This is a genomic window from Plantibacter sp. (assembly GCF_059073635.1).
In genome coordinates this window covers 63,197-86,497 of sequence record NZ_JCACOF010000003.1, presented here as the reverse complement: position 1 = coordinate 86,497, position 23,301 = coordinate 63,197, and the positions used below count along the sequence as shown (strand labels likewise).

Genomic DNA, 23,301 nt, shown 5'->3' with positions numbered 1-23,301 from the left:
TGCACGCTGTTGAGTTCTCAAGGATCGGATGCTCCTGCCTTTGGCCATCACGACCGCCCTGCAGGGCAACTTCTCTATCTTACATCTTCCCGGCTTGTTGTCAACTCGGCGTTTCAGCCGCTCTGCGAACAGAGTCATGCTGAGCACGAGTGACACCAGGAGGAAGTCATCCAACCGAGACTTGAAACGGTAACATCGAAATGTTCTCGCTTTTGGCTGGGGATTGTCCCCGCTTGAGGCCGAGAAGCTCTTCCGCTTCCCGCACCTTTGGGGTGACGAGTGATTACTCTACGTGTGTCTCGGGATCGTGGCAAATTCCGCTTGCATCCCGGGCGTGTCGCCCGGAATCACGCGGTTTTCGCCGAGGCGGCCGCGAACGGGTCGGCGCAGGGTCACTGCGCGACACCCGTGCCTGCGCACCAGGACAGGTCGAAGCCGGCCTGTGTCCCGACCACCTTGCCGGTGCGGGCGTCGACGACCTCGATCTCGGGACCGTTGGGCATCGGCGCGTTGGCGTACCCGTCGAAGCCGGCCTTCGCGAAGTCGGGGACGACGACGACCGCGACGTACTCCGCGTTCGGGCTCGCGCACAGTGACCAGATGACGGCACCCGCGTCAGGTCGATAGAGCTCGGCGGTCGCGCCGTCCTTGATCGCCAGTACCCGCTGCTCCGTGGTTCCGGCGGCGCGATCGTAGTCCGCGTAGATCCTGGCCGACAGGGACTCCGACAGCGCGACGAGTTGTCCGGGGATCTCGGTGCGTGCCACCGAGGGCAGGACGAACGGTTCGCTCTTCCCCGTCGCGAGGTCGAGCACGACCACACCGTCGACCTGTTCGATGACGACCTTGGTGGTCCCCGGGATGTAGCTCGAGATGAGTGAGGCCCGGCCGAGCAGCACCGGGTCGGTCGTCGCAGCAGGATCGAGCAGCTCGAGCGAGTTGTCCACCGTGCGGACGAGCATCGAGGAGGTCCGGGGCACGAACGACCACTCCGCCGCCTGGACCGCAGCCCCGTCGATCCCGCCGACCCGAGCGGCCTCCGTGGGTTTCCCCTGCCGCAGCTCGAACGAGTACAGCGTGAGGTTGTCGCCGCCATCGCGGCCGAACGACTGTTCCGTGAACAGGAACCCCACCCGACTCTGCGCCGGAGCGGTCTGCAAGGAGGTGATCATCCCGCCCATCGGGAGGGCCACCTCCTGGGTACTGCCGTCGGTCGTGTCCACCACCACGATGCGACCGAGCCCGCTCGTCTCCTGCTCCACGACGATCAGGGAGTCGCCGATCGTCGCGAACTCCTGGATCTTCGCCGCTTCGTACGCGGTCTCGGGTTCACCACCGCCGATCGAGAGGCGCACGATCCGGTCGTCCGCCTTCGTCGCCGCCGAGCCGCCGTCCTTGACCGGACTCCGCACGAGCGAGAACCCCTCGACCGGCGGCGTCGAGAACGACGTCGTGAGCGTGGCCGCCGGTCCGCCACCCGGCGCGGTGACCCCGTCGACCGTGATCCGGTAGTCCGTCGCATAGGCGAGCGGCTCGGGGAACACCAGCGTGATGCCGCCGGCCCCGGTACTGACGTCGAAGTCTGCTGCCGGCTCGATCCGCACCCGGTCCGACCCGAGATCCGCGATCGGTTGGTTCACCGCCAGGACGACCCGCTGGCCCCAGGACTCCACGAGTCCGGTCGGGTCGACCACCGTGCGGACGAGCTTCGGCCCCTGGGTCAAGCCCACGACGGCCGCGCCGCCACCGATGACGACGAGCGCGATCAGCACGATCGCGACCAGCCGGCCGAAACCGCTCCGGTCGCCGGCGGCCTGCGTCGACCGGCCTCGTGCGCCACCCCGGCGATCAGTAGTCATACGGGTCCGCCGGCTCCTCGACCTTGTCGACCTTCGCCGTCCCGACCACCAATGGCAGATGCGAGGCGTCGCTCGCGGTGAGCGCCCCCGAGACCTCGACCCAGTCACCGGGCTTGAGCTGTTTGTCCCAGCCGTCGAGCTGCACGGGCACACCGACCGGCTGGGCGTCCACGGCGCAGCAGTTCACGACGAACCGCGAGACGTAGAAGACGTCGGCCGCGTCCGGATCGGCGATCACGAAGCCGACCCCGGTGAAGGCACGCCCTTCGAGGTCGGCGGGACGCGTCGTCTGGCGCAACAGCGTCGCCCAGTCCTTGATGCCGAAGGTGCTGAAGTCCGGGTTCGAGGTCAGCACCGTCTGGGCGTCCTGCCCCTGGACCTCCCCCGCGAGCGTGCCGGAGTTCACCGCGCGCTGGTCGGCCGTCGCGACCGACAGCGTCGACGGCGGGAGCACCACCATCGCACCGACCACCGCGAGACTGCCCACGACGGAGGCGAGCTGCAGCGCCGTTCGTCCGCGACGCTTCGGCACCTCCTCGACGTCCACGTGGACGAGGACGCTGACGATGCCGAGCGCGACCGCGATGAGCGCCATGATGACGGTGAACACGAAGTAGCGCGGGTGGATGTAGAGCCCGAGGCGGTCGGTCAGCGCGAGCCAGAGGATGCACACGGCGGCGGTGACGAGCAGCAGCACGCCCCACCATCGCTGCCGGAGGCGTTCGAGCAGTGGGACGCGACGATCGCCGGCCGTCGACGTCTCGGCGTGCGCGTGTCCGTGGGTGGCGTTCTGATCAGGCAAGGGCGTTCACTCCGAATCCGAGGGCCGCCGAGAACAGCACGGCGACCGCGGTGATGATCACGAGGGTCCTGGTCGTGTAGGTGGTGCGCATGAGTGCGAGCATCTTGACGTCGACGACGGGGCCGAGGACGAGGAAGGCGACGATCGAGCCGGGCATGAACGTCGATCCGAAGGACAGCACGAAGAAGGCGTCGACGTTCGAGCAGATCGAGACGATCACGGCGAGCGTCATCATCGCGAGCACCGACCAGACCGGGTTCGCGCCGAGGGTGACGAGCACCTCGCGCGGCACGAGCACCTGCACGGCGCCGGCCACGGCCGACCCGATGAGCAGCGCCGGCATGATCGCGCGCGCCTCGGCGACGAACTGCTGCAGGCTGCGCTCCACCTTCGTGTGCTCGTGCCCGTGCTGCTCGGTCACCTCGCAGCTGGCTTGGAAGGTCGGCGTGAGCAGCGAGCTGGGGTCGGGGTGCTTGCTGAAGAGCCACCCGATGAGGTTCGCGAGCAGGAACCCGCCGACGAGCCGGGCGACGAGGATCCCGCCGTCCCAGCCGAAGGCCTGATGCGTCGTGACGATGACGATGGGGTTGAGGATCGGCGCCGCGAGCAGGAAGGTGATCGACTCCGGCACCGTGAACCCGCGCACGATGAGGCCGCGGGCGAGCGGGACGTTGCCGCACTCGCAGACCGGCAGGAACATGCCGAGCAGCGAGATGCAGGCTCGGCGGAGGATCGGCTGCGTCGGCAACCACCGCTCGAGCCAGCCGTCGGGAAGCCAGATCTGCACGAGGATCGACAGCACGATGCCGAGCACCACGAACGGCAGCGACTCCACCACCACGCTGAGCGTCAGGGTCACGAAGTCGCGCACCGCGGTGGGCGGGGTGAGCGCCTCACCGAGCGGCATGAGCGCCCGGAGCACGAAGAGCCCGACCACCACGAGCAGTGCGACGCCGATCAGGAGCGGTGTCCGCAGGTTCCGTGGATCACGCCCCTCGGTGCGACCCCAGTGCTCCGCGCCGTCGTCGTCGGGCGCGGTCCAGTCGTCGTCGACCCCGAGGGTGCCGGTCGTCCTGCTCACTCCGGCCTCACGCGCGCTGGGCCGCCGCCGAGCAGTTCTCGCAGAGCCCGAAGACGTCGACGACGTGCTTCGCCTCGGTGAACCCGTGCTGCGACGCGACCGAGCGCGCCCAGGCCTCGACCTCGTCGGCCTCGATCTCGATGGTGAGACCACAGTTGCGGCAGATGAGGTGGTGGTGGTGGGTGCCCGGCGTGCAGGCGCGGTAGAGGTTCTCGCCCTCCGGCGACTGCAGGGAGTCCGCCTCGCCCTCGACCGCGAGGTCGGAGAGGGCGCGGTACACGGTCGCGAGCCCGATCGGCGAACCGGTGTCGCGGAGTTCGGCGTGCAGACCCTGGGCGCTGATGAATCCGTCGTTGCCGCCGAGGGCCTCGCGGACAGCTTCTCGCTGCCAGGTGTTGCGCTTCGCCACGGGTGCTCCTGCCTGTCGCTTCAAGGGTACCCGGGAACCGCTCGGAGGACGCTCCGAAGCAGCTCCACGCGGACGCGGTGCACGGTCCACGATCATCGTGCGACCTGGGCGTGCCGCGTCTCGCCGACGGGTGCCCGACGACCACGTCGCCCGGACGCGGTGCGCGGCCCGACGATGCGGCAGACGAGGTAGATGAGGAAGGAGATCGTCGTGATGTAGGGGCTGATCGGGAGCGATCCACCGATGGCGAGCAGGATGCCGCCGACCGCCGAGACGAAGCCGAAGAGCATGCTCAGCACCGGGACGAGGACGGGCGACGACGACACCCGGAGCGCCGCGGCCGCGGGTGTCACGAGCAGCGCGAGGACGAGCAGCGCACCGATGATCTGCACCGACACCGCGACGGTGAGCCCGAGCAGCACCATGAAGGCGAGGGAGACGAACCGGCTCGGCACCCCACGCGCTGCGGCGACGTCCGGGTCGAGGCTGTCGAAGCTGAGGGGCCGCCAGAGGAGGAGGAGCGCGACCAGCACGACGATGCTGATGACGATGAGCAGGCCGAGCTGCGGGTCGTCGACCGAGACGATCTGCCCGGTGAGGAGCCCGAACTTGTTGGCACTCCGGCCCGGATAGAGCGCGAGGAACAGGATGCCGAGGCCGAGGCCGAACGGCATGAGCACCCCGATGATCGAGTTGCGGTCGCGCGCTTTGGAGCCGAGCAGGCCGATGAGGATCGCGGCGACGAGTGAGCCCGCGAGGGACCCGACGACGACGTTGGCCCCGAACAGCAGCGCACCTGCGGCGCCGGCGAAGGACAGCTCGCTGATCCCGTGCACCGCGAACGCCATGTCCCGCTGCATCACGAACACGCCGATGAGGCCGCCGACGATGCCCAGGACCGCGCCGGCGATGATCGAGTTCTGCACGAGTTCGAGGAGTGCGCCGTAGTCCTGGAAGTTGAACAGGCGCCCCCAGAGGTCGTCGGTGTTCATGCGCCGACCCCCACCGCACCGGTGTGCGGATCGTCGTGGTGATGGTGATGGGTCTCGCTGTCGGGGATGCCGACCACGACGACCCGGCCGTGGCTGCGGAGCACGTCGACGGGCGTGCCGTAGAGCTCCGACAGCACCTCGCTGCGGAGCACCTCGTCGGGCGTGCCCTCCCGGAACCGGCCGCCCGCGAGGTACAGGATGCGGTCGACCATGGGGAGCACCGGGTTCACGTCGTGGGTGACGAAGACCACCGCGGTGTCGTGCTCGCGCCGACGACGGTCGATGAGTTCGCTGACCCCGCGCTGATGCTGGAGGTCGAGGCTGAGCAGCGGTTCGTCGCAGAGGAGGAGGATCGGGTCGTCTGCGAGCGCCTGGGCGACGCGGAGCCGCTGCTGCTCACCGCCGGACAGGGTGCCCACCGCGCCGTCGGCGTAGGCGGTCGCGCCGACGGAGGCGATCAGCTCGTCGACCCGACGCTTCGTCGCCGCGGTGCGGATGGGGAGACCGAAGCGGTGACCGTCGACGCCGAGGGCGACGAGATCGCGACCGCGCATCGGCGTGCCGGCGGGGATGAGCTTCTGCTGCGGGATGTAGCCGATGCGGCGGTCGCCGCGGTGCACCGGGCCTCCGGCGACCCTGATGGTCCCGCGGTCGAGCTGCTGCTGCCCGAGGATGGTGCGCAGCAGACTCGTCTTGCCGGAGCCGTTCGGGCCGAGCACGGCGAGGAACTCCCCCGGGCGCACCGAGAGGTCGAGGCCGTCCCAGAGCGTGCGTCCACCGAAACCGAGCTCGGCCCCGGCGAGCGCCAGGACGTCGACGGGGCCTGAGTCGTTGGTCGGACCGCTGGTCATCGATTCAGGGCGTCCGCCACGGCGTCGACGTTCTCGGTCATCCACGAGAGGTAGTCCTTGCCATCCGGGAGGGTCTCGGTGAATGACAGCACCGGCACGCCTGCGTTCTCCGCGGCGGTCTTGACCTGTTCGGTCTCGCCGCCACTCGTCTGCTCATTGTAGGCAAGCAGCGCGACCGATCCGCCGCCGAAGAGGTCGAGCGTCTCCTTGAGGACGGTCGGTGACACGTCGGTGCCCTCCTCGATCGCCTCGCTGAACGCCTCGGGGGTCCGGTTCACGAGTCCGGCGCCCTCGAGCAGGTAGAGCGGGACGGGCTCGGTGATGGCGACGCCCTCGCCGTCGTGTGCGGTCTTGATCGCGGCCTGGGCCGTCTCGATCGTGCCGAGGGACTCGGTGAAGGCCTTCGCGTTCGCGGTGTACGTGGCGGCGTTCGCGCTGTCGAGTTCGCCGAGCTCCTTGGCCAGCTCGTCGGCGAGCTTCGCCATCGTCGGGAAGCTGTACCAGACGTGCTCGTTGAAGCCCTCGATGTGGTCGTGGCCGTCGTCCTCGGCGTGCGCCTCATCCGTGTGCTGCTCGTCTGCGTGGTCGTCGTCCGGGGCGAGGCCCGACAGGTCGACGACGTTGACGACCTCGACGGACTCGTTCTTGGCTGCGTCGAGGAGCGTGTCGACGAAGGGGTCGTAGCCGCCGCCGTTCTCGATGACGAGGTCGGCGTTCTTGATGGAGAGCTGGTCCTGCGTGCTCGCCTCGTAGGAGTGCGGGTCCTGGGCGGCCGAGGAGATGAGCGAGGTCACCTCGACGTCCTTACCGCCGATCTTCGAAGCGATGTCGCCGTACACGTTCGTGGAGGCGACGATGTTGATCTTGCCGTCGTCGGCCGCGCTCGACGCGCCGCTGCCGGAGCAGCCCGCGAGGACGAGGGCGGCCGCCGGGAGGATGGCCAAGGCTGGGAGCAGGGTGCGAGCGCGCATTGATGAACCTTCTCGATCGGGGTGAGAAGGCCAACGCTACGCCTATTGATACTGATTCTCAAAATCGCCCGGCTGGAAGGTTCCTGGGCAGGTGTACTCAGTCGAGCAGCAGCGCCGGCTCCTCGATGATCGACGCGACGTCCGCCAGGAAGCGGCTCGCGACGTCGCCGTCCACCACGCGGTGATCGAAGGAGGCGCCGAGCGTCGTCACGAACCGACTGCGCACCTCGCCGTCGACGACCCACGGCTTCTGCTTGATCGTGCCGAGCGCGACGATGCCGACCTCGCCCGGGTTGAGGATCGGGGTGCCGGTGTCCATGCCGAAGACACCGATGTTCGTCACCGTGATCGTGCCGTTCTGCTGGTCGGCCGGCGGCGTCTTGCCGTCGCGGGCCGTGAGCGTGAGGGTCTCGAGGGCGCGCGCCAGCTCGAGCAGGCTCATCGCCTGCGCCTCCTTGACGTTCGGGACGATCAGTCCGCGCGGTGTCGCGGCGGCGACGCCGAGGTTCACGTAGTGGCGGACGATGATCTCCTGGTCGGTCCACTCGCTGTTGACCGTGGGGTTGCGGCGGACCGCCCAGATCATCGCCTTGGCCATGATGAGCAGCGGCGAGACCTTGACGCCGGCGAAGTCCGTCGAGTTCTTCAGGCGCTTGACGAACTCCATCGTGCGCGTCGCGTCGACGTCGACGAAGAGGGAGACGTGCGGCGCGGTGAAGGCGCTGCGGGTCATGGCCGTCGCGATGGCCTTGCGGACGCCCTTGACCGGGATGCGCTCCTCGCGCTCGTCGGCCCACTCCGGCGTCTCGATGTTGCGGAACACGCTCGCCTGGCTGGCCTCGCGGATGACGTCGTCGCGGGTGATCTCACCCGCGAGCCCGGTGCCCTCGATGGCCGTGAGGTCGACCTCGAGGTCCTTCGCGAGCTTCCGGATCGGCGGCTTGGCGATGACCGGCAGCGCGGACGCGGCGGGGATGCTCGACGGCGGCTGGCGGCGCACGGGCGGCTGCGGGGTGACGGCCGGGCTCGCCGGCTCGACGACCGGCGTCGCGCCACGGCCACGGCGACGGCTCGAGGTGCTGCCGGCGCTGCCGTACCCGACGAGCACGGCACCAGGGCGCGGCTCTTCGGCAGGAGAGACGCTCGCCGCGGTGTCGGCGGCCAGCGTGGCCTCCTCCGACTCGACGACCGCCGGTGCGGGCACGGTCGGCTCGGCGGTCGCTGCCCCACCACCGGTGCTCACGCTGATGATGGGCGTCCCGACGTCGACGGTCTGGCCCTCCTCGACGAGCAGAGCGCCGACAGTGCCGGCGAACGGCGACGGGAGTTCGACGAGCGACTTCGCGGTCTCGATCTCGACCAGCACCTGGTTGACCGAGACGGCGTCGCCCGGCGCGACCTTCCATGCGACGATCTCGGCCTCGGTCAGGCCTTCGCCGACGTCCGGCAGTTCGAACTGGAGATCACTCATCGTGGTTCCTCGTCTTCCTTCGGTGTTCAGTACGCCAGCGAGCGATCGACGGCCTCGAGGATGCGGTCGGCATCCGGGAGGTAGACGCCTTCGAGCTTCGCCGGCGGGAACGGGGTGTCGAACCCGGACACCCGAAGAACGGGTGCCTCGAGCGAGTAGAAGGCACGCTCGGTGACGGTCGCCGCGATCTCCGAGCCGACGCTCGTGAAGCCGGGCGCCTCCTGCACGTAGACGAGGCGGCCGGTCCGGCGGACGGATTCGACGAGCGGGTCGTAGTCGATGGGCGACAGCGAGCGCATGTCGACGACCTCGACGCTCGTGCCCTCCGTGGCGGCCAGTTCAGCCGCCTGCAGCATGACGCTCACGATCGCGCCGTGTCCGGCGAGGGTGACCTCCGTGCCGGTGCGGACGATGCGGCTACCGTGCAGTGGCGCGGCCGAGCCGTCGAGGTCGACCTCGCCCTTCGGCCAGTAGCGGCTCTTCGGCTCGAGGAAGACGACCGGGTCGTTCGACGCGATGGCCTCCTGGATCATCCAGTAGGCGTCGTTCGGGGTCGACGGGCTGACGACGCGCAGGCCGGCGGTGTGGGCGAAGTACGCCTCGGGGCTCTCCTGGTGGTGCTCGACCGCGCCGATGTGTCCGCCGTAGGGGATCCGGATGACGACGGGCATCTGCAGCTTGCCCTCGTGCCGGTTGGTGAGCTTCGCGAGCTGCGTCGTGATCTGGTTGAAGGCCGGGAACACGAAGCCGTCGAACTGGATCTCGCACACCGGACGGTAGCCGCGCATGGCGAGACCGATCGCGGTGCCGACGATGCCGGACTCCGCCAGCGGGGTGTCGAGGACGCGGTCGCCGCCGAACTCGGCGTGCAAGCCCTCGGTGACGCGGAAGACGCCGCCGAGCGGGCCGATGTCCTCGCCCATCAGCAGGACCTTGTCGTCCTCGGTCATCGCCTTCCGGAGGCCCGCGTTCAGCGCCTTGGCCATCGGCATGGTGGTCGTCGTCATGCGTTGCCTCCTTCGAGCGAGGCCTCGTAGCGTTCGAGCCAGGCCTGTTGCTCGACCATGAGCGGGTGCGGTTCGGAGTAGACGCCGTCGAAGATGAGCTCTCGGCCGGGCGCTTCGAGGGCGAGCGTGCGGACGCGGGTGTCCTCCGCGAGCGCAGCAGCCTCCTCGTCGACCTCGGCGAAGAACGCGTCGGAAGCGCCGAGACCCTGGAGGTACGTCTTGAACCGGACGATCGGGTCGCGGGCGATCCAGGACTGGAGTTCGTCGTCGGTGCGGTACTTGGTCGGGTCGTCGCTCGTGGTGTGGGCGCCGACGCGGTAGGTCATCGCCTCGATGAGGCTCGGGCCGTGGCCGGCGCGGGCGTCGTCGAGGTGCTTCGCCGCCGTCGCGTAGCTCGCGAGCACGTCGTTGCCGTCGATGCGGACGCTGTCGAGGCCGAAGCCGGCCGCGCGCTGATACAGCGGCTCGCGGGCCTGACGGGAGACGGGGACGGAGATGGCCCACTGGTTGTTCTGGAGGAAGAACACCTGCGGCGTCTGGTAGCTGGCGGCGTAGATGTACGCCTCGTTCGCGTCACCCTCGGAGCTCGAGCCGTCGCCGAAGTAGACGAGCACGGCCGTGTCGCGGTCGGGGTCGCCGGTGCCGACGGCCTTGTCGAAGTTCAGGCCCATCGCGTAGCCGGTCGCGTGCAGGGTCTGGGCGGCGAGCACGAGGGTGTACAGGTGCATGTTGCCGTTCGACGGATCTGCCGGGTCCCAGCCGCCGTGCGTGTTGCCGCGCATGAGGCGGACGATGTCGATGGGGTCGACGCCGCGGATCATCGCGACGACGTGTTCGCGGTAGGAGGGGAAGATGTGGTCCTGGGCTCGCGCCGCACGGGCCGAACCGACCTGCGCCGCCTCCTGCCCGTGACTCGGCGGCCACAGCGCCATCTGGCCCTGGCGCTGCAGGTTCGTCGCCTCGATGTCGAAGGCGCGGACGTTCGCCATGTCGCGGTAGAACTGCTGCAGGTCGGTCTCGGTCAGGCGATCGAGGAACGGCTGATAGCGCTCCGCGTGTTCGTTCGGCGCGAAGGTGCCGGCCGCGTCGATGAACTGGACGCTGGGCACGGTGGGGTCGTCTCCGGAACGGCTCATCGTGAGCGCACTCCCTCTCGTGTCGGGTGGTCGGCCGGCAGTCCGGCGAGGATCTCTGCAGCGGCGGCGAGGAGCGGTTCGATCGACTCGGCTTCACCGATCGAGATGCGGACGCCGTCGCCGGGGAAGGCGCGGCCGACGATGCCGTGCGCGAGGAAGGTCTCGTTCGCCGCGGCCGTCTGCTCGCCGAGGCCGAACCAGACGAAGTTGCCCTGTGCCGCGGGGATGAACCAGCCCTGCTCGCGGAGTGCGGCGGCGAGGTCGTCGCGTCGGGCGGTGATGACCGCGACGCGGGCTCGGATGTCCTCGGCGTTCGCGAGTCCGGCGATGGCCGCCTGCTGCGCCGGCGCGGTGCTGGAGAGCGGGATGGCCGCGTTGCGGGCGCCGTCGAGGACGAGCTCGTGGCCGATGGCCCAGCCGACGCGGAGGCCGGCGAGTCCGTAGGCCTTCGAGAAGGTGCGGAGCACGACGAGGTTCGGGTGCTCGTCGAGGAGCGGGATGCCGTTGACGGCGTCGTCGTCGGTGACGAACTCGCGGTAGGCCTCATCGAGGAGGACGAGCACGTCCGACGGCACGGAGCGGAGGAAGGCGAGGAAGGCGGCGCGCTCGACGACCGGGCCCGTGGGGTTGTTCGGCGTGCAGACGATGACGACGCGGGTGCGGTCGGTGACGGCTGCGGCCATCGCCTCGAGGTCGTGGGAGCCGTCGGGCCGGTTCGGGACGCGCACGGACGTCGCGCCGGCGACGGTCACGAGACCCGGGTAGGCCTCGAAGGAGCGCCAGGCGAAGACGACCTCGTCTCCCGGACCGGCGGTCGCGGTGATGAACTGGCTGAGGAGTGCGACCGAGCCCGCCCCGATGTGGATGCGTTCCGGCGTGACGCCGTTGGCTTCGGCGAGCGCCGTGCGCAACGCGAGTGCGGCGCCGTCGGGGTAGCGGTGGGAGTTCGCAGCCGTGTCGGTGATGGCCGAGAGGACGGCGTCGAGCGGCGGGAACGGGACCTCGTTGCTGGAGAGCTTGAAGGCGTCGGGTGCGGCCGGCTTGCCCTGACGGTAGGGCGGCAGATCTGCGATCTCCGGACGGAGACGGACCGGGCTCCGGCCCGGCTGAGCGGCCGGCTGGGCGGTGGTTGGCAGGTTGTCACTCACTCGACGAGTCTAGGCCGCGAAGGATACCTGCGTCGGAATGCAGTGCGCCGGTCCGAATCGGCCCTTTGCCCGCCGTGGCAAGGGTGGGAGGATTGCCGTCATGGGACGTTTTCTGCTGAACCTGATCGTCAACGGCTTCGCCATCTGGGTCACCACCCTCATCGTCGCCGGTGTGAACGTGACACCGTACGCGCCCGGCGGCACGCTCGAGACGATCCTGACCTTCGCGCTCGTCGCCCTCATCTTCGCGGTCGTGAACACCATCATCGGCTCGGTCATCAAGGTGCTCGCGTTCCCCCTCTACATCCTCACACTCGGCCTGATCGGGCTCCTCATCAACGGGCTCCTCCTCCTCATCACCGCGGGCATCAGCGGCTGGTTCGGCTTCGGCCTGACCGTCGACGGCTTCTGGTGGGGCGTCCTCGGGGCGATCGTCATCTCGATCGTGAACTGGCTGCTCGGCATCGTCATCCGCCCGAAGACGAAGGACTGACACTCAGCTCCACCACCCGGTCACGGGAGGACCTTGTCGGCCCGGTACTGCCAGACCTCCCCGGTGCCGGTGAGCCCGGCGAGGGGGTCGATCGCTGGCGTGAGCCGCTCCTCCGAGGACTGGTCGATGAGGCGCGCCGTCTCCCGGTAACGGTCGAGATTGTGAGCCGGAAGGGGATCGTCACCGGCCGGCGGTGGTCCTCCGTCGTACAACGAACGCTGGACGACGGTACCCCCGTTGAGTGAGTCGCGTCGTTCACCGGAGAGCGCGGGGATGACGTCCTCGGTGTGTTCGACATGGGTGCGCGGGAGGTCGTCCGCGAAGTCGACCGATTCGACCGGCGATCCGAAGGTGACGACCGAGGAGTCGTAGGTACCGCTGGCAGCGATGCGGGACGCGATGATGCCGCCCTGGGAGTACCCGACGTGGAGCACGGAGGCGCCGTCCGGGATACCCGCGAGTCGCATGGCTTGGAGGGTCGCTTCGGCGCTCTCCGCCTCCAGACCTGCGACGGCGTTGACATTGCTGCGGTTGTCGAAGGGCTCGGTCGACGTCTCAGGGAACCCGGTCTCGATGGTTCCACCCGACCAGACGATCCACTGGTCCGCGCCGGAGACGTCCTCGTACCGCTCGATCCTGATCTGCGGGGAGCCCGCTCCCCCGTGCGGCATCCGCTCGACGAGGTCCTCGTACCGGGTCGGAGGTTTCAGGGGCGCCGGAGCGCCCTGGGCCTTCACCTCGACCGTGCGGACCGGCGCCGCGGGAGTGAGGAGGCCGGCACGGTCGACTCCGCGCAGTGCGACCGCGGCTGCGAACGCCACCCCGGTGATGCCCTCCTCGCTCAGACGGTTCGCGTCGAGCATCGCCGGCAGACCGAACGCGCTGATCATGAACTCGTCGGAACCCGATACGACTCCGCGCACGAGGGCGACGAACGCGGGTGACGACATCAGCTCACGCGCAGTCTTCGCCGAGACCTCATCGAAGCCGTCCTGCAGGTCCGAGGACAGCAACCCCAACACTCCGCGGAACACGGTCCTGATGAGCGTCACCTCTCCAACGGCGGCGAGGACACCGAGGGGGATCAATGGGGAGGCTCCCAGGACCCATCCCGCGGCGCCCCCGGTGAACGTGAACAACGATTGGACCATCCGCTCGAGCTCTCCGTACTGCTCCGCCCCGACGATGAGATGCCCGCCCAACCGGCTCGCGTCGTCGCTCGCACGCCGCAAGCTGGTGGCGGCCTTCGCAGCCGCCCCGCTTCCCGCCCCCGCATCGGCTTGGGGAACGATCGTCGGGCCGACGGGCACCAGGGACACGTCGTCGGTCGACACCGATTCCACGCGGTCGGCCCAGCTCGCGCAGGCCTCGCCGAGTTCGAGGAGCAGCGCGCCGAGGAGCAGGTGATCCTCAGTGGCGACGGCTACGACGCCTCCTCCTCGGATGGTGAGGTCGTCGCTCATCGTTCCACTCCCGTCGGCGATCGACGATGCCGCCCCACGAGCGCTTCGGAGTCCCTCATCGAGTGCAGAGGCCGATTGACGAAGCACTGCGGTCAGTTCGTCCGCGGACCAGGCGAACTGCACGGCTGCTGGACCGACCCACTCGAGACCGCTGCGCGCTTGCGCGAACCTGAGGATCTCCGGCTCCAGTTCGAGCAGGACGTCCTCGAGACATCGAGCGCGCCCCTCGAGTATCGAGGCAGCCTCCTCTGCCGTCGACTGCGACGGGAAGCCCATCGCCAACGGGTCGTACTCCAACGCCATGTCCCCTCGCCCTCCGCCCGCCCACCGCCGGCATCACGCTCGACTCTGCCCAACCGGCGGAGCGGTCACGCCGGCACACCGTGCTGATGTGGAGGAAGCCGACCGGCGTGGGAGCTGTGGAGCGGAGTCAGCTGAGAACGGTTCGACGGCTCGGGCGCGGTCGGCCAGAATAGACGCATGAACACCCTCGGGGAGGCCGACCCCGGCACGACCCCGTTCCGCGTGTGCTTCGTCTGCGCGGGCAACATCTGTCGATCCCCGATGGCCGAGAGCGTCTTCACCGACCTCGTCGCGGCCGCCGGGCTGGAGCGGGTCGTGGAGGTCTCCTCCGCCGGCACCGGCGACTGGCACGTCGGCGAGCACGCCGACCACCGCACGGTCACCGCGCTGCGAGCGCACGGCCACGACGCCACCGCCCACCGGGCCAAGCAGTTCGACCCCGACCGCTTCGACAGCTACGACCTCGTCGTCGCCCTCGACCGCAGTCACGAACGCATCCTGCGGGCCTGGGCGGGCAACGACGCCGACCGCTCCAAGGTGCACCTGCTCCTGAGCTTCGACAGCACCTCCGGGACCCGCGACGTACCCGACCCCTATTACTCGGACGCCCAGATGTTCGAGACCGTCCTCGGCATGATCGACCATGCCTGCAGATCCCTCTTCCACCAGCTCGAACCAGCACTGACCCAGGGAGCCACCCCATGACCGAATTCCCCGCCCAGCCGCTCAGCCCGCTCGACGGTCGCTACCGCCCCGCCGTGACGGCGCTCGGAGAGTACCTCTCGGAGGCCGGCCTGAACCGCGCCCGCGTGCAGGTCGAGGTCGAGTGGCTCGTCTACCTCACCGAGCACTCCATGTTCGGCTCCTCCCCGCTCACCCCGGCGGAGATCGAGCAGCTCCGCGCGCTCTACCTCGACTTCGGCCAGGCCGACATCGACTGGCTCGCCGAGAAGGAGGCCGTCACGCGTCACGATGTGAAGGCCGTCGAATACCTCGTGCGCCACCGCCTGTCCGAGCTCGGTCTCGACCGCATCGCCGAACTCACCCACATCGCCTGCACGAGCGAGGACATCAACAACCTCTCCTACGCGCTCACCGTGTCGCAGGCCGTCCGCGCCATCTGGCTGCCGAAGCTGCGACTCGTCCTCGACTCCCTGCGCACCAAGGCCGTCGACTTCCGGGCCGTCCCGATGCTCGCCCGCACGCACGGCCAGCCGGCGACGCCCACCACGATGGGCCGCGAGCTCGCCGTCACCGTCTACCGACTCGAGCGCATCGCCCTGCAGATCGAGGCGAACGAGTACCTCGGCAAGTTCTCCGGCGCGACCGGCACCTTCGCCGCCCATGTCGTCGCCGATCCCGACGCGGACTGGCCCGCCATCTCGCGCGAGTTCGTCGAGGGACTCGGCCTCGACTGGAACCCGCTGACGACGCAGATCGAGTCGCACGACTGGCAGGCGGAGCTCTACGGCAAGATCTCCCACGCCAACCGCGTGCTGCACAACCTCGCCACGGACATGTGGACGTACATCTCCATCGGCTACTTCCGGCAGATCCCGGTCGCGGGCGCCACCGGCTCGTCGACCATGCCGCACAAGGTCAACCCGATCCGTTTCGAGAACGCCGAGGCCAACCTGGAGCTGTCGAGCGCGATCCTCGACTCCCTCGCCGCCACCCTCGTCACCTCGCGACTCCAGCGCGACCTCACCGACTCGAGCGCCCAGCGCAACATCGGTGTCGGGTTCGGCCACTCGCTGCTCGCCCTCGACAACATCCTCGGCGGCCTCGGACAGATCGACCTCGCGGAGGACGTGCTCGCCGCGGACCTCGACCACAACTGGGAGGTGCTCGCGGAGGCCATCCAGACGGTCATCCGCGCCGAGGTGACCGCGGGTCGCTCGAGCATCGAGGACCCCTACGCGCTCCTCAAGGAGCTCACGCGCGGCAAGCGTCTCGGCCAGGCGGAGCTCGTCGAGTTCGTCTCCAAGCTCGACATCGGCGACGCCGCGAAGCAGCGCCTGCTCGAGCTCACCCCGGCGACGTACCTCGGGCTCTCCGACGACCTGGTGGACTACCTGCCGTAGGTCGCCCATCGACAGGCTCGGGGAACGGGAGACCGGTCACCGAGCCTGTCGGCGTGCGCCCTTCGACAAGCTCAGGGACCGGAAGGAACGCTCAAGGACCGGAAGGGACGCTCAGGGACCGGAGGGAACGCGCGGGACCCGGCAAGACGCCGAAGGACCGGAGGGATCGCTCAGGGCCGGAGGGACGAGACGGTCAGTGGCCGGAGGGGCGCGGCGGACGCTTGTCGTCGCCGTCCTGCTCGTCGAGGTCGAGCTTCTCCTGGAAGTCGGGCTTCACGGCGAGCGCCAGCATCGCGAGGACGACGAGCGAGGCGATGAACGCGATGCCCAGGCCGATGAGCGACAGGACGATCTCGCGGGTCGACATCAGGACGACGACGCCGGTGAAGACCCCCATGACGCCCGAGAGCACGAGGAGCTCGATCGGCCGCAGGACGTCGTCGCGGTTGGGCTTGCTCATGATGCGGCTCCAGCCGTGCCGGTGGTGTCGTCGGTGGCTGCGCCGGTGACCGGGCGCTTGCCCGCCCACCGCAGCGACAGTCCGCCGATGACGAGGTAGACGCCGATGATCGCGGCGTATGCCCCGACGAGGCCGACGACGACGATGTCCGCACGGAGGACACCCTCGACACCTCCCGGGGCGGCGAATCGCTGCTCGAGTCCGGGCGGGACGAGGAGCGTCGCGATGGCGAGCAGCACCGTGAAGGCACCGACCGCGGTCCAGTCCTTCGCCGCGGCGAGGCGTCCGCGCCAGCGGATCCCGCTGTACAGCTCGAGGAATCCGGTGAGGGCCGCCCACAGGGTGACGACGTAGAGGAAGATGCTCAGCCCGCCGCCGCTCACGAGCAGCGAGAAGACGCCGGTCACGACGCCGATGACGCCCTGGCCGAGGAAGAAGGCGCGCGTCACGGTGTCGGAGAAGTTCGGGAAGGCGAAGGCGCCGACGATCGCGCCGGACAGCAGCGTGAAGACCCCGAAGACCACGAGGCCGAACTGCGAGGAGTGGCCCTGCGTGAAGGTGACGACCCCCGCCGTGGCGAGCGCGATCACCGCACGCAGGATCGGGACCATCCAGTACCGATCGTGCTTGGCGCCGTCGAACGGAATGCTGGGCACGGTGAACGTCTCATCTCTTGCAGGAAGTCCCCTCCAGCTTACGCGGTCCTGCGGGCGACGCGGACCGGGGTCAGGGTGCCCTGGGTGGGACCGACAGGCCCGCGGCGAGTTCCGCGAAGACGGCCTCGGCATCGGCCCGATCCCGGGTCAGCAGTGACGCCTGCCCAGCCCAGAAGCCCTGGAGGTCCGCGACGCCCCGCTCGGAGGCGACGGTGCGGAACCGCCCGGTCAGCCAGTTCTGGACCGGGAACGGGGCGACGACCCCCGACGCCTCGATCTGGCGCAGCACCCGGTTCGGGACACCCCGGCCGAGCCTGCCGCTCATCGCGCGCGTGAGGACGGTGCCGTCGGCGGGCGTCGAGACGATGGCCGCCCGATGCTCGGCCGTCGCCGCGGAGACGCTCGTGCGGAGGAAGGCGGTCCCGACCTGCACGCCGGCGGCGCCGAGCGCCCGTGCGGCGGCGACACCACGTCGGTCGGCGATACCGCCGGCGGCGATCACCGGGACGTCCAAAGCGTCGACGAGTTGCGGGATCAAGGCGACCAGACCGACGAGGGAGTCCTCGGCCGCTCGCAGGAACGAGACGCGGTGGCCGCCGGCCTCCATGCCCGTGCCGACGACGACGTCGACGCCGCCCTCCTGCAGGGCGAGCCCCTCGGCAACCGTGGTCGCCGTCCCGACCACGACGATGCCCCGCTCGTGCGCCGCGTCGACCACCGGCCGCGGTGGAACCCCGAAGACGAAGCTGACCACGGCGGGCCGCGCCTCCAGGACGGCCTCGATCTGCTCGTCGAACGGCGGCACGTACCGGGCCGGGCGATCGGGCAGCTCGAGCGACAACTCGTCGAACACGGGTCGGAGCGCCTCGACCGCGGCTGCGAAGGACGCCTCGGAGTCGTCGGGCGACAGCTCGTCTCCACGCGGCAGCCACAGGTTCAGTGCGAAGGGCGCCGCGGTCCGCTCGCGGAGCGCCGTGACCGTCCGCTCGATGCGCTCGGCGTCGTAGCCGTACAGACCGAAGGAGCCGAGGCCGCCCAGCTCACTCACCGTCGCGGTGAGTTCGACGGAGGACAGGCCTCCGAAGGGGCCGAGCACGATCGGGACGTCGACAGGAAGGGCACGCACGCCACCAGTATGTCCCGTCGCCTCTTGCGGGCGAAACCGGATCGAAACATGATGGACATCAAACAACTCACTTTGAGCTGTTTACTGAGTGCATCGACGCACGCCCACAGAGGAGCTCCACCGCCATGACCCTGACCATCGCCGGACTGCAGCACCACGGCGTCCCCGGAGACGTCGAGGCGAACCTCGCGCTCGTCGCCGACGCCGCCCGACAGGCATCGGATCGCGGCGCGGATCTGCTCGTCACCCCCGAGATGTTCATCACCGGCTACAACCTCGGAGACCGCCTCGCCCCGCTCGCCACCCCGGAGCTGGTCGACCGGGTCGCCGCCATCGCCGGCGAGACCGGGATCGCGATCCTCGCCGGCCTCCCCGAACCGCTCCCCGGCGGAGCCGTCGCGAACGCCCTCGTCCTCGTCGGTCCTGACGGGACGGAGCTACTCCGCTACCGCAAGACGCACCTGTTCGGCGAGCTCGACCGACAGCTCTTCGTGGCCGGTGACACCCTCGCACCGACCGTCGACCTGGGTGGCGTCCGCGTCGCCGTCCTCATCTGTTACGACGTCGAGTTCCCCGAGACCGTCCGCGCGGCGGCCCTCGACGGCGCCGACGTCGTGATCGTCCCCACCGCGCAGATGGAGCCGTACGCGCACATCGCCGAGCGGCTCATCCCGGTGCGCGCCTGGGAGAACCAGGTCCACCTCGTCTACGTCAACCGCGTCGGCTCCGAAGGGGACCTCACCTACGTCGGCCGCAGCAGCATCGTCGGCCCGGACGGCGTGGTCCTCGACGCGCTCGACGCGGACGCCGTCGGTCTCATGATCGCCACGATCGATCCCGAGGCCACCAAGCGCGCCAGGCAGGAGAACCCCTACCTCGCCGACCGCCGCGCCGAGCTGTATTGAAGGATCCCGTCCTTCCTCCCCTCCCCCTCCGAGTCCCCCGACTCCCCTGGAAAGTGACCTCATGACCGTCAACCCCATCGCCGAGCCGCGTCAGCGCCTCGACGGCCAGCTCGGTACCGGCTCCATCGTCTTCATGGTGATCGCCGCCGCCGCACCACTCACCGTGATCGGCGGCAACGTCCCCATCGCGATCGGCACCGGCAACGGCGCCGGAGCCCCGATCGGCTTCGCCCTCGCCGCCGTGATCCTCCTCGTCTTCTCCGTCGGCTTCGTCACCATGACGCCGTTCGTCCGCGAAGCCGGCGCGTTCTTCTCCTATGTGACGGCCGGACTCGGCTCGCGCCTCGGTCTCGGTTCCGCGTTCACCGCACTCGTCGCCTACACGGCGATCCAAGTGGGCGTGTACGGCTACATGGGGTGGGCGCTCGACGACCTCGTCACGTACTTCGGCGGCCCGAGCCTGCCCTGGTGGCTGTACTCCTTCGCGACGATGGCGATCGTGGCGGTGCTCGGCTACCGGCACATCGACCTGAGCGCGAAGGTGCTGGGCATCGCCCTGACGCTCGAGATCCTCGTGGTCGTCGTGCTCGACGTCGTCATCTTCGCGACGGGCGGCGCGGACGGCATCGCGGTCGAGACCTTCGACCCCGCCAACATCTTCACCGGTGGAATCGGCGTCGCCGTGCTCTTCGCCCTCACCGGTTTCATCGGATTCGAGGCGACCGCGGTCTTCCGAGACGAGGCGCGCAACCCGGAACGCACCATCCCGCGAGCAACGTACCTGGCCGTCGTCATCATCGGTGTGTTCTACGCCATCTCCTGCTGGGCGCTCGTGACGGGCGTCGGCGCGGGGAACGCCGTCGCGGTCGCCCAGCAGACGCTCGCCGGCGAGGGCAACCTCCTGCTCGACACGACGACGACCTACCTCGGCCCGATCATGCGCGATGTCGTCCAGGTGCTGCTCATCACGAGCCTGTTCGCGTGCGTGCTGTCCTTCCACAACGTCATCGCGCGCTACCAGTTCACACTGGCGCAGAAGTCGGTGCTGCCCGCCCGCCTCGGCCGGCGCCACCCCGCACACCACTCCCCGTCGACCTCCTCGATCGTGCAGACGGTGACGGCGGCCATCGTCCTCGCAGCGCTCGCACTCGCCGGCCTCGACCCGCTCGTCGGGGTCTTCGGATCCATGGCCGGGGTGGCGACCGTCGGGATGGTGCTGCTCATGCTGACGACCTCGATCGCCGTCCTCGTGTTCTTCGCGCGCCGACCCGAGCTGGTCGCCGGCCGCACGTGGGGTGCGCGGGTGTTCCCGATCCTCGCGGTGGTCGGACTCGCGTTCGCGCTGTGGCTCGTGCTGTCGAACTTCACGCTCGTCACGGGCGGAAGCGTCACCGTGAGTGTCGTGCTCGCCCTCATCCCCGTGGTCGCCATGCTGATCGGTATCGTGTTGGGGAAGCGGTTCCCCCTGGACGCCGAGCCGGACGGCGCGGTGAGCGAGGCGACCGCCGACCAACCGACCGCCGGCTGAACCAGGGTCGCGGAGTCGATCAGCGACGAGACGAGGGTGCCATGGATCTGGGTTCGCCCTCACTCGGAGCGATCCGACGCACGACCGCCGTCGACACCGTCCGCGCGCGGATCTCGCTGGCGCTGGAGCTCGGGATGCTGGTGCCCGGCCAACGGCTCCCGGCACCCGAGGAAGCGGCTCGAGCGTTCGGGGTCAGCGAGATGTCGGTGCGGCGCGCGTATCGGGCGTTGAGCGACGAGGGCGTCGTGGTCCGGCGGCAGGGCAACACGGGTGGCACGTTCATCGCGGATGCGCCCGCGGTGGGCACCGTGCCCGAGATCGCCGCCTACCGCGAGGACGCCGTCCACGTGCACGCGCTCATCGACCAGCGCGCGACGCTCGAAGCCGGGCTGGCGGCGCGGGCCGCCGCTGCACCGGAGGCGGCCTCCCTGCATCGACTCGACGACCTCGTGGCGACCATGCGGACCGAGCCGGACTGGAGCCGGTTCCGCGAGGCCGACGCGGCGTTCCACGCCGAGCTGGCGGTGTCGGCAGGCGTGCCGGGCGCGGCCGACCTCCATGACCGCGTGTCCCGCGAGCTGTACTCCTACTTCATCCCCTACCGGATCGAGTACCTGCGCGCGTCGAACGAGGAGCATGCCCAGCTCGTCGACGCCCTCCGCGATCGGCGATGCGGCAGCAGCGAGTCGCCTCGCCTTCGACCACGTCGCGGAGCTCCACCGCTCGATGTACGTCGGCCTCGCGGGCCACGACCGACGAGAGCGCGCAATCCGCTCCCTGAAGCGCCTCGGAGACGACCGAAGGCGCACGCTCGGAGCACGCTCGGCGAGGCGTCACGGCTGGGGCCGGAAATCCGACATGCGCCGTACTAAGGCATAGTGGGGACGGGTTCACCCCCGCCGCGAAGGAGTGAGAGCATGATCGACAAGGCCTCGATACAGGACTTCCCGCCGATGACGGCATCGCTGCTGGCGGACAATTCCGGCGTGTTCCGCGTCGGCACCGCCGAGCAGTACCTGACCGCCACCGACGAGGGAACGGCCCGCCGCCAGCTCGTCGAACTGATGCAGGCGGAGGCCCGGAAGTCGGGTCGACCGATCCGCGTGACGGTGACCGACCCCACGAGCGTCACCGTGCTCCTCATCGGTGTCGACGGCGAACTGCAGGAGGAACCGCAGTCCACAGCGCCCGCGCGCACCGCGCAACGGTCCACGCCACCGCCCGCAGCGGCGCAACGGGTGCCGCTCATCCAGGCGCCGCCGCCCACGCCCGCGCAGCCGGCACCCGCGCGCCCGGCCCCGGCTCAGCCGCCGACACCGCCCCGTGCCTGCGCCCGTCCAGCCGTCGACACCTGCGCCGGTCCCGGCGCAGCCCACGCCGCCGGTCTCCGCCAACCCACAGGCGACCACGACGCCGCAGCCCGTCCCGCCGCAGCGCCCGACCGTGCAGCAGCCCGCGTTCGGCACACCGCCGTTCCAGCCGGTCTCGAACCAGCCGAACGCGCAGCAGCCGGTGCCGGCGCAGCGGGCGGTCCCGGTCCAGCAGTCGGTGCAGGCACCGCCGGCCGCGCCCGCGCAGCAGCAGCAGCCCCCGGTCCCACAGCAGCAGCAGCAGGCTCCGGGCCAGCCGGCCGCCCCGGCTCGACGAGACCTGCGCGATGCACCCTCGTTCCTCGCGCCGCCCACGATCGGCCCGGCGCAGCACGGGCTCGCCGGCCTGCTCAACAAGCTCGGCTTCTCGGTGCCGCCGTCCGCGAGCGAGCGCGCCGAGCGTGACGACGTCCACGCCGTGTCACGCCACTTCCCGAGGCGTCGCACCATCTCCGTCGCGAACCAGAAGGGCGGCGCCAACAAGACGCCGACCGTCGTCAACCTGTCGTCCGTCTTCGCCCGGTACGGCGGTGGCGGCGTCGCGGCCTGGGACAACAACGAGACCATGGGCACGCTCGGCTGGCGGACCGAGCAGGGCGGCCATGATTCGACCGTCCTCGACCTCCTCGCCGCGGCGAGTGACCTCCTCTCCCCCGGCGCCGAGCGAGCCGACCTGTCGCGGTTCGTCCACCACCAGCCCGGCGACAAGTACGAGGTGCTGCGATCCGCGGCCGATGGCGAGCATGTGGTGACCGCCGACGAGGTCGACCTCGTCCATCGCGTCCTCGCGAAGTACTACCGCCTGATCGTCATGGACTCGGGCAACTCTGCCGGTGCCCCCAACTGGCGGCGCATGGTGGAGCTGACCGACCAGCTCGTCATCCCGACCACGACCGTCGAGGACAAGAAGGAGGGCGCGCGGCTCACCCTCACCGCCGTCAGCCGCGTGAGCGAGCGCGGTGCTGAACTCGCGCGCAACGCCGTCGTCATCGTCTCCGAGGCCGAGGCCAAGGACACGTCGATCGCCAACGCGTACGCCGAGGACTTCCGACCCTACGTGCGCGACGTGGTCGTCGTCCCCTTCGATCCCGCGTTGAAGAACGGCGTCATCCGTCACGACGCCCTGCGGTCGAGCACGCAGCGGGCGTGGCTCGCAGCGGCAGCCGCGGTGTCGCGCGGACTCTGA

22 protein-coding genes are annotated in these 23,301 nt (G+C 69.8%); 7 read left to right on the top strand and 15 right to left on the bottom strand.

The window, feature by feature from the left end; translation table 11 throughout:
• Positions 1-392: 392 nt before the first annotated feature.
• The 11 genes from AC5JOC_RS03510 to AC5JOC_RS03460 form a co-directional block, all read right to left on the bottom strand.
• Complete coding sequence (locus AC5JOC_RS03510) at positions 393-1,859, bottom strand: hypothetical protein (RefSeq protein ID WP_494245367.1); 1,467 nt, start codon at positions 1,857-1,859, stop codon at positions 393-395.
• On the bottom strand, positions 1,849-2,661 hold the full coding sequence (locus AC5JOC_RS03505; protein ID WP_241160967.1) for a TIGR03943 family putative permease subunit: 813 nt from the start codon (positions 2,659-2,661) through the stop codon (positions 1,849-1,851). Before AC5JOC_RS03505 ends, AC5JOC_RS03510 begins: the two co-directional genes overlap by 11 nt.
• Entirely contained in the window at positions 2,654-3,742 is a 1,089-nt protein-coding gene (locus AC5JOC_RS03500) for a permease (protein WP_369821859.1), read from the bottom strand. Before AC5JOC_RS03500 ends, AC5JOC_RS03505 begins: the two co-directional genes overlap by 8 nt.
• Positions 3,743-3,749: 7 nt before the next feature.
• On the bottom strand, positions 3,750-4,151 hold the full coding sequence (locus AC5JOC_RS03495) for a Fur family transcriptional regulator (RefSeq protein ID WP_079704165.1): 402 nt from the start codon (positions 4,149-4,151) through the stop codon (positions 3,750-3,752).
• Between the two features lie 92 nt (positions 4,152-4,243).
• Positions 4,244-5,143: a metal ABC transporter permease gene (locus tag AC5JOC_RS03490; protein ID WP_085511689.1), complete on the bottom strand. Its 900-nt coding sequence runs from the start codon at positions 5,141-5,143 to the stop codon at positions 4,244-4,246.
• Entirely contained in the window at positions 5,140-5,994 is an 855-nt protein-coding gene (locus AC5JOC_RS03485) for a metal ABC transporter ATP-binding protein (RefSeq protein WP_079704167.1), read from the bottom strand. Before AC5JOC_RS03485 ends, AC5JOC_RS03490 begins: the two co-directional genes overlap by 4 nt.
• The gene (locus tag AC5JOC_RS03480) at positions 5,991-6,965 is read right to left on the bottom strand and encodes a metal ABC transporter solute-binding protein, Zn/Mn family (RefSeq protein ID WP_192003890.1); all 975 of its coding nucleotides are present in this window, start codon (positions 6,963-6,965) and stop codon (positions 5,991-5,993) included. Before AC5JOC_RS03480 ends, AC5JOC_RS03485 begins: the two co-directional genes overlap by 4 nt.
• Before the next feature lie 97 nt (positions 6,966-7,062).
• The gene (locus AC5JOC_RS03475) at positions 7,063-8,436 is read right to left on the bottom strand and encodes a dihydrolipoamide acetyltransferase family protein (RefSeq protein ID WP_124767695.1); all 1,374 of its coding nucleotides are present in this window, start codon (positions 8,434-8,436) and stop codon (positions 7,063-7,065) included.
• A gap of 26 nt (positions 8,437-8,462) precedes the next feature.
• Positions 8,463-9,443, bottom strand: a complete 981-nt coding sequence (locus tag AC5JOC_RS03470) for an alpha-ketoacid dehydrogenase subunit beta (protein ID WP_079704170.1) — start codon at positions 9,441-9,443, stop codon at positions 8,463-8,465.
• Positions 9,440-10,579, bottom strand: a complete 1,140-nt coding sequence (locus tag AC5JOC_RS03465; protein WP_079704171.1) for a thiamine pyrophosphate-dependent enzyme — start codon at positions 10,577-10,579, stop codon at positions 9,440-9,442. The genes AC5JOC_RS03470 and AC5JOC_RS03465 overlap by 4 nt, the downstream gene beginning before the upstream one ends.
• Positions 10,576-11,727: a histidinol-phosphate transaminase gene (locus tag AC5JOC_RS03460; protein WP_241160968.1), complete on the bottom strand. Its 1,152-nt coding sequence runs from the start codon at positions 11,725-11,727 to the stop codon at positions 10,576-10,578. Before AC5JOC_RS03460 ends, AC5JOC_RS03465 begins: the two co-directional genes overlap by 4 nt.
• 100 nt (positions 11,728-11,827) lie before the next feature.
• Between AC5JOC_RS03460 and AC5JOC_RS03455 the strand changes: the two genes are divergently transcribed.
• Complete coding sequence (locus tag AC5JOC_RS03455; RefSeq protein WP_191939856.1) at positions 11,828-12,220, top strand: phage holin family protein; 393 nt, start codon at positions 11,828-11,830, stop codon at positions 12,218-12,220.
• Between the two features lie 20 nt (positions 12,221-12,240).
• On the opposite strand, the gene AC5JOC_RS03450 is transcribed toward AC5JOC_RS03455, so the two are convergent.
• Positions 12,241-13,683, bottom strand: coding sequence for a hypothetical protein (locus AC5JOC_RS03450; protein WP_494245363.1), 1,443 nt, complete (start codon positions 13,681-13,683; stop codon positions 12,241-12,243).
• 480 nt (positions 13,684-14,163) lie between these two features.
• On the opposite strand from AC5JOC_RS03450, the gene AC5JOC_RS03445 reads away from it, so the two are divergent.
• Positions 14,164-14,691 carry a low molecular weight protein-tyrosine-phosphatase gene (locus AC5JOC_RS03445; RefSeq protein ID WP_079704175.1) on the top strand — a complete coding sequence of 176 codons (528 nt, stop codon included), beginning with the start codon at positions 14,164-14,166 and terminating at the stop codon, positions 14,689-14,691.
• On the top strand, positions 14,688-16,070 hold the full coding sequence (gene purB, locus AC5JOC_RS03440; RefSeq protein WP_064296029.1) for an adenylosuccinate lyase: 1,383 nt from the start codon (positions 14,688-14,690) through the stop codon (positions 16,068-16,070). Before AC5JOC_RS03445 ends, purB begins: the two co-directional genes overlap by 4 nt.
• Before the next feature lie 193 nt (positions 16,071-16,263).
• Here purB and AC5JOC_RS03435 read toward each other — a convergent pair whose 3' ends face one another.
• From AC5JOC_RS03435 to AC5JOC_RS03425, 3 genes are all read right to left on the bottom strand, one after another.
• Complete coding sequence (locus AC5JOC_RS03435) at positions 16,264-16,530, bottom strand: hypothetical protein (protein WP_056010480.1); 267 nt, start codon at positions 16,528-16,530, stop codon at positions 16,264-16,266.
• Positions 16,527-17,186 (bottom strand): hypothetical protein, encoded by a 660-nt coding sequence (locus AC5JOC_RS03430; protein WP_192003894.1) that lies wholly within the window; start codon positions 17,184-17,186, stop codon positions 16,527-16,529. The genes AC5JOC_RS03435 and AC5JOC_RS03430 overlap by 4 nt, the downstream gene beginning before the upstream one ends.
• A gap of 70 nt (positions 17,187-17,256) precedes the next feature.
• On the bottom strand, positions 17,257-18,312 hold the full coding sequence (locus tag AC5JOC_RS03425; protein ID WP_494245361.1) for an NAD(P)H-dependent flavin oxidoreductase: 1,056 nt from the start codon (positions 18,310-18,312) through the stop codon (positions 17,257-17,259).
• A gap of 125 nt (positions 18,313-18,437) precedes the next feature.
• Here AC5JOC_RS03425 and AC5JOC_RS03420 point away from each other — a divergent pair, with 125 nt between their 5' ends.
• The 4 genes from AC5JOC_RS03420 to AC5JOC_RS03405 all read left to right on the top strand — a co-directional run bounded on the left by AC5JOC_RS03420 (position 18,438) and on the right by AC5JOC_RS03405 (position 23,301).
• Positions 18,438-19,217, top strand: a complete 780-nt coding sequence (locus AC5JOC_RS03420) for a carbon-nitrogen hydrolase family protein (RefSeq protein WP_192003896.1) — start codon at positions 18,438-18,440, stop codon at positions 19,215-19,217.
• A 61-nt stretch (positions 19,218-19,278) separates the two neighbouring features.
• Positions 19,279-20,745, top strand: a complete 1,467-nt coding sequence (locus AC5JOC_RS03415) for an APC family permease (protein WP_159876313.1) — start codon at positions 19,279-19,281, stop codon at positions 20,743-20,745.
• Positions 20,746-20,786: 41 nt separating this feature from the next.
• Positions 20,787-21,617, top strand: coding sequence for a FadR/GntR family transcriptional regulator (locus AC5JOC_RS03410; RefSeq protein WP_494245358.1), 831 nt, complete (start codon positions 20,787-20,789; stop codon positions 21,615-21,617).
• Between the two features lie 451 nt (positions 21,618-22,068).
• On the top strand, positions 22,069-23,301 hold the full coding sequence (locus tag AC5JOC_RS03405) for a MinD/ParA family ATP-binding protein (RefSeq protein WP_494245357.1): 1,233 nt from the start codon (positions 22,069-22,071) through the stop codon (positions 23,299-23,301).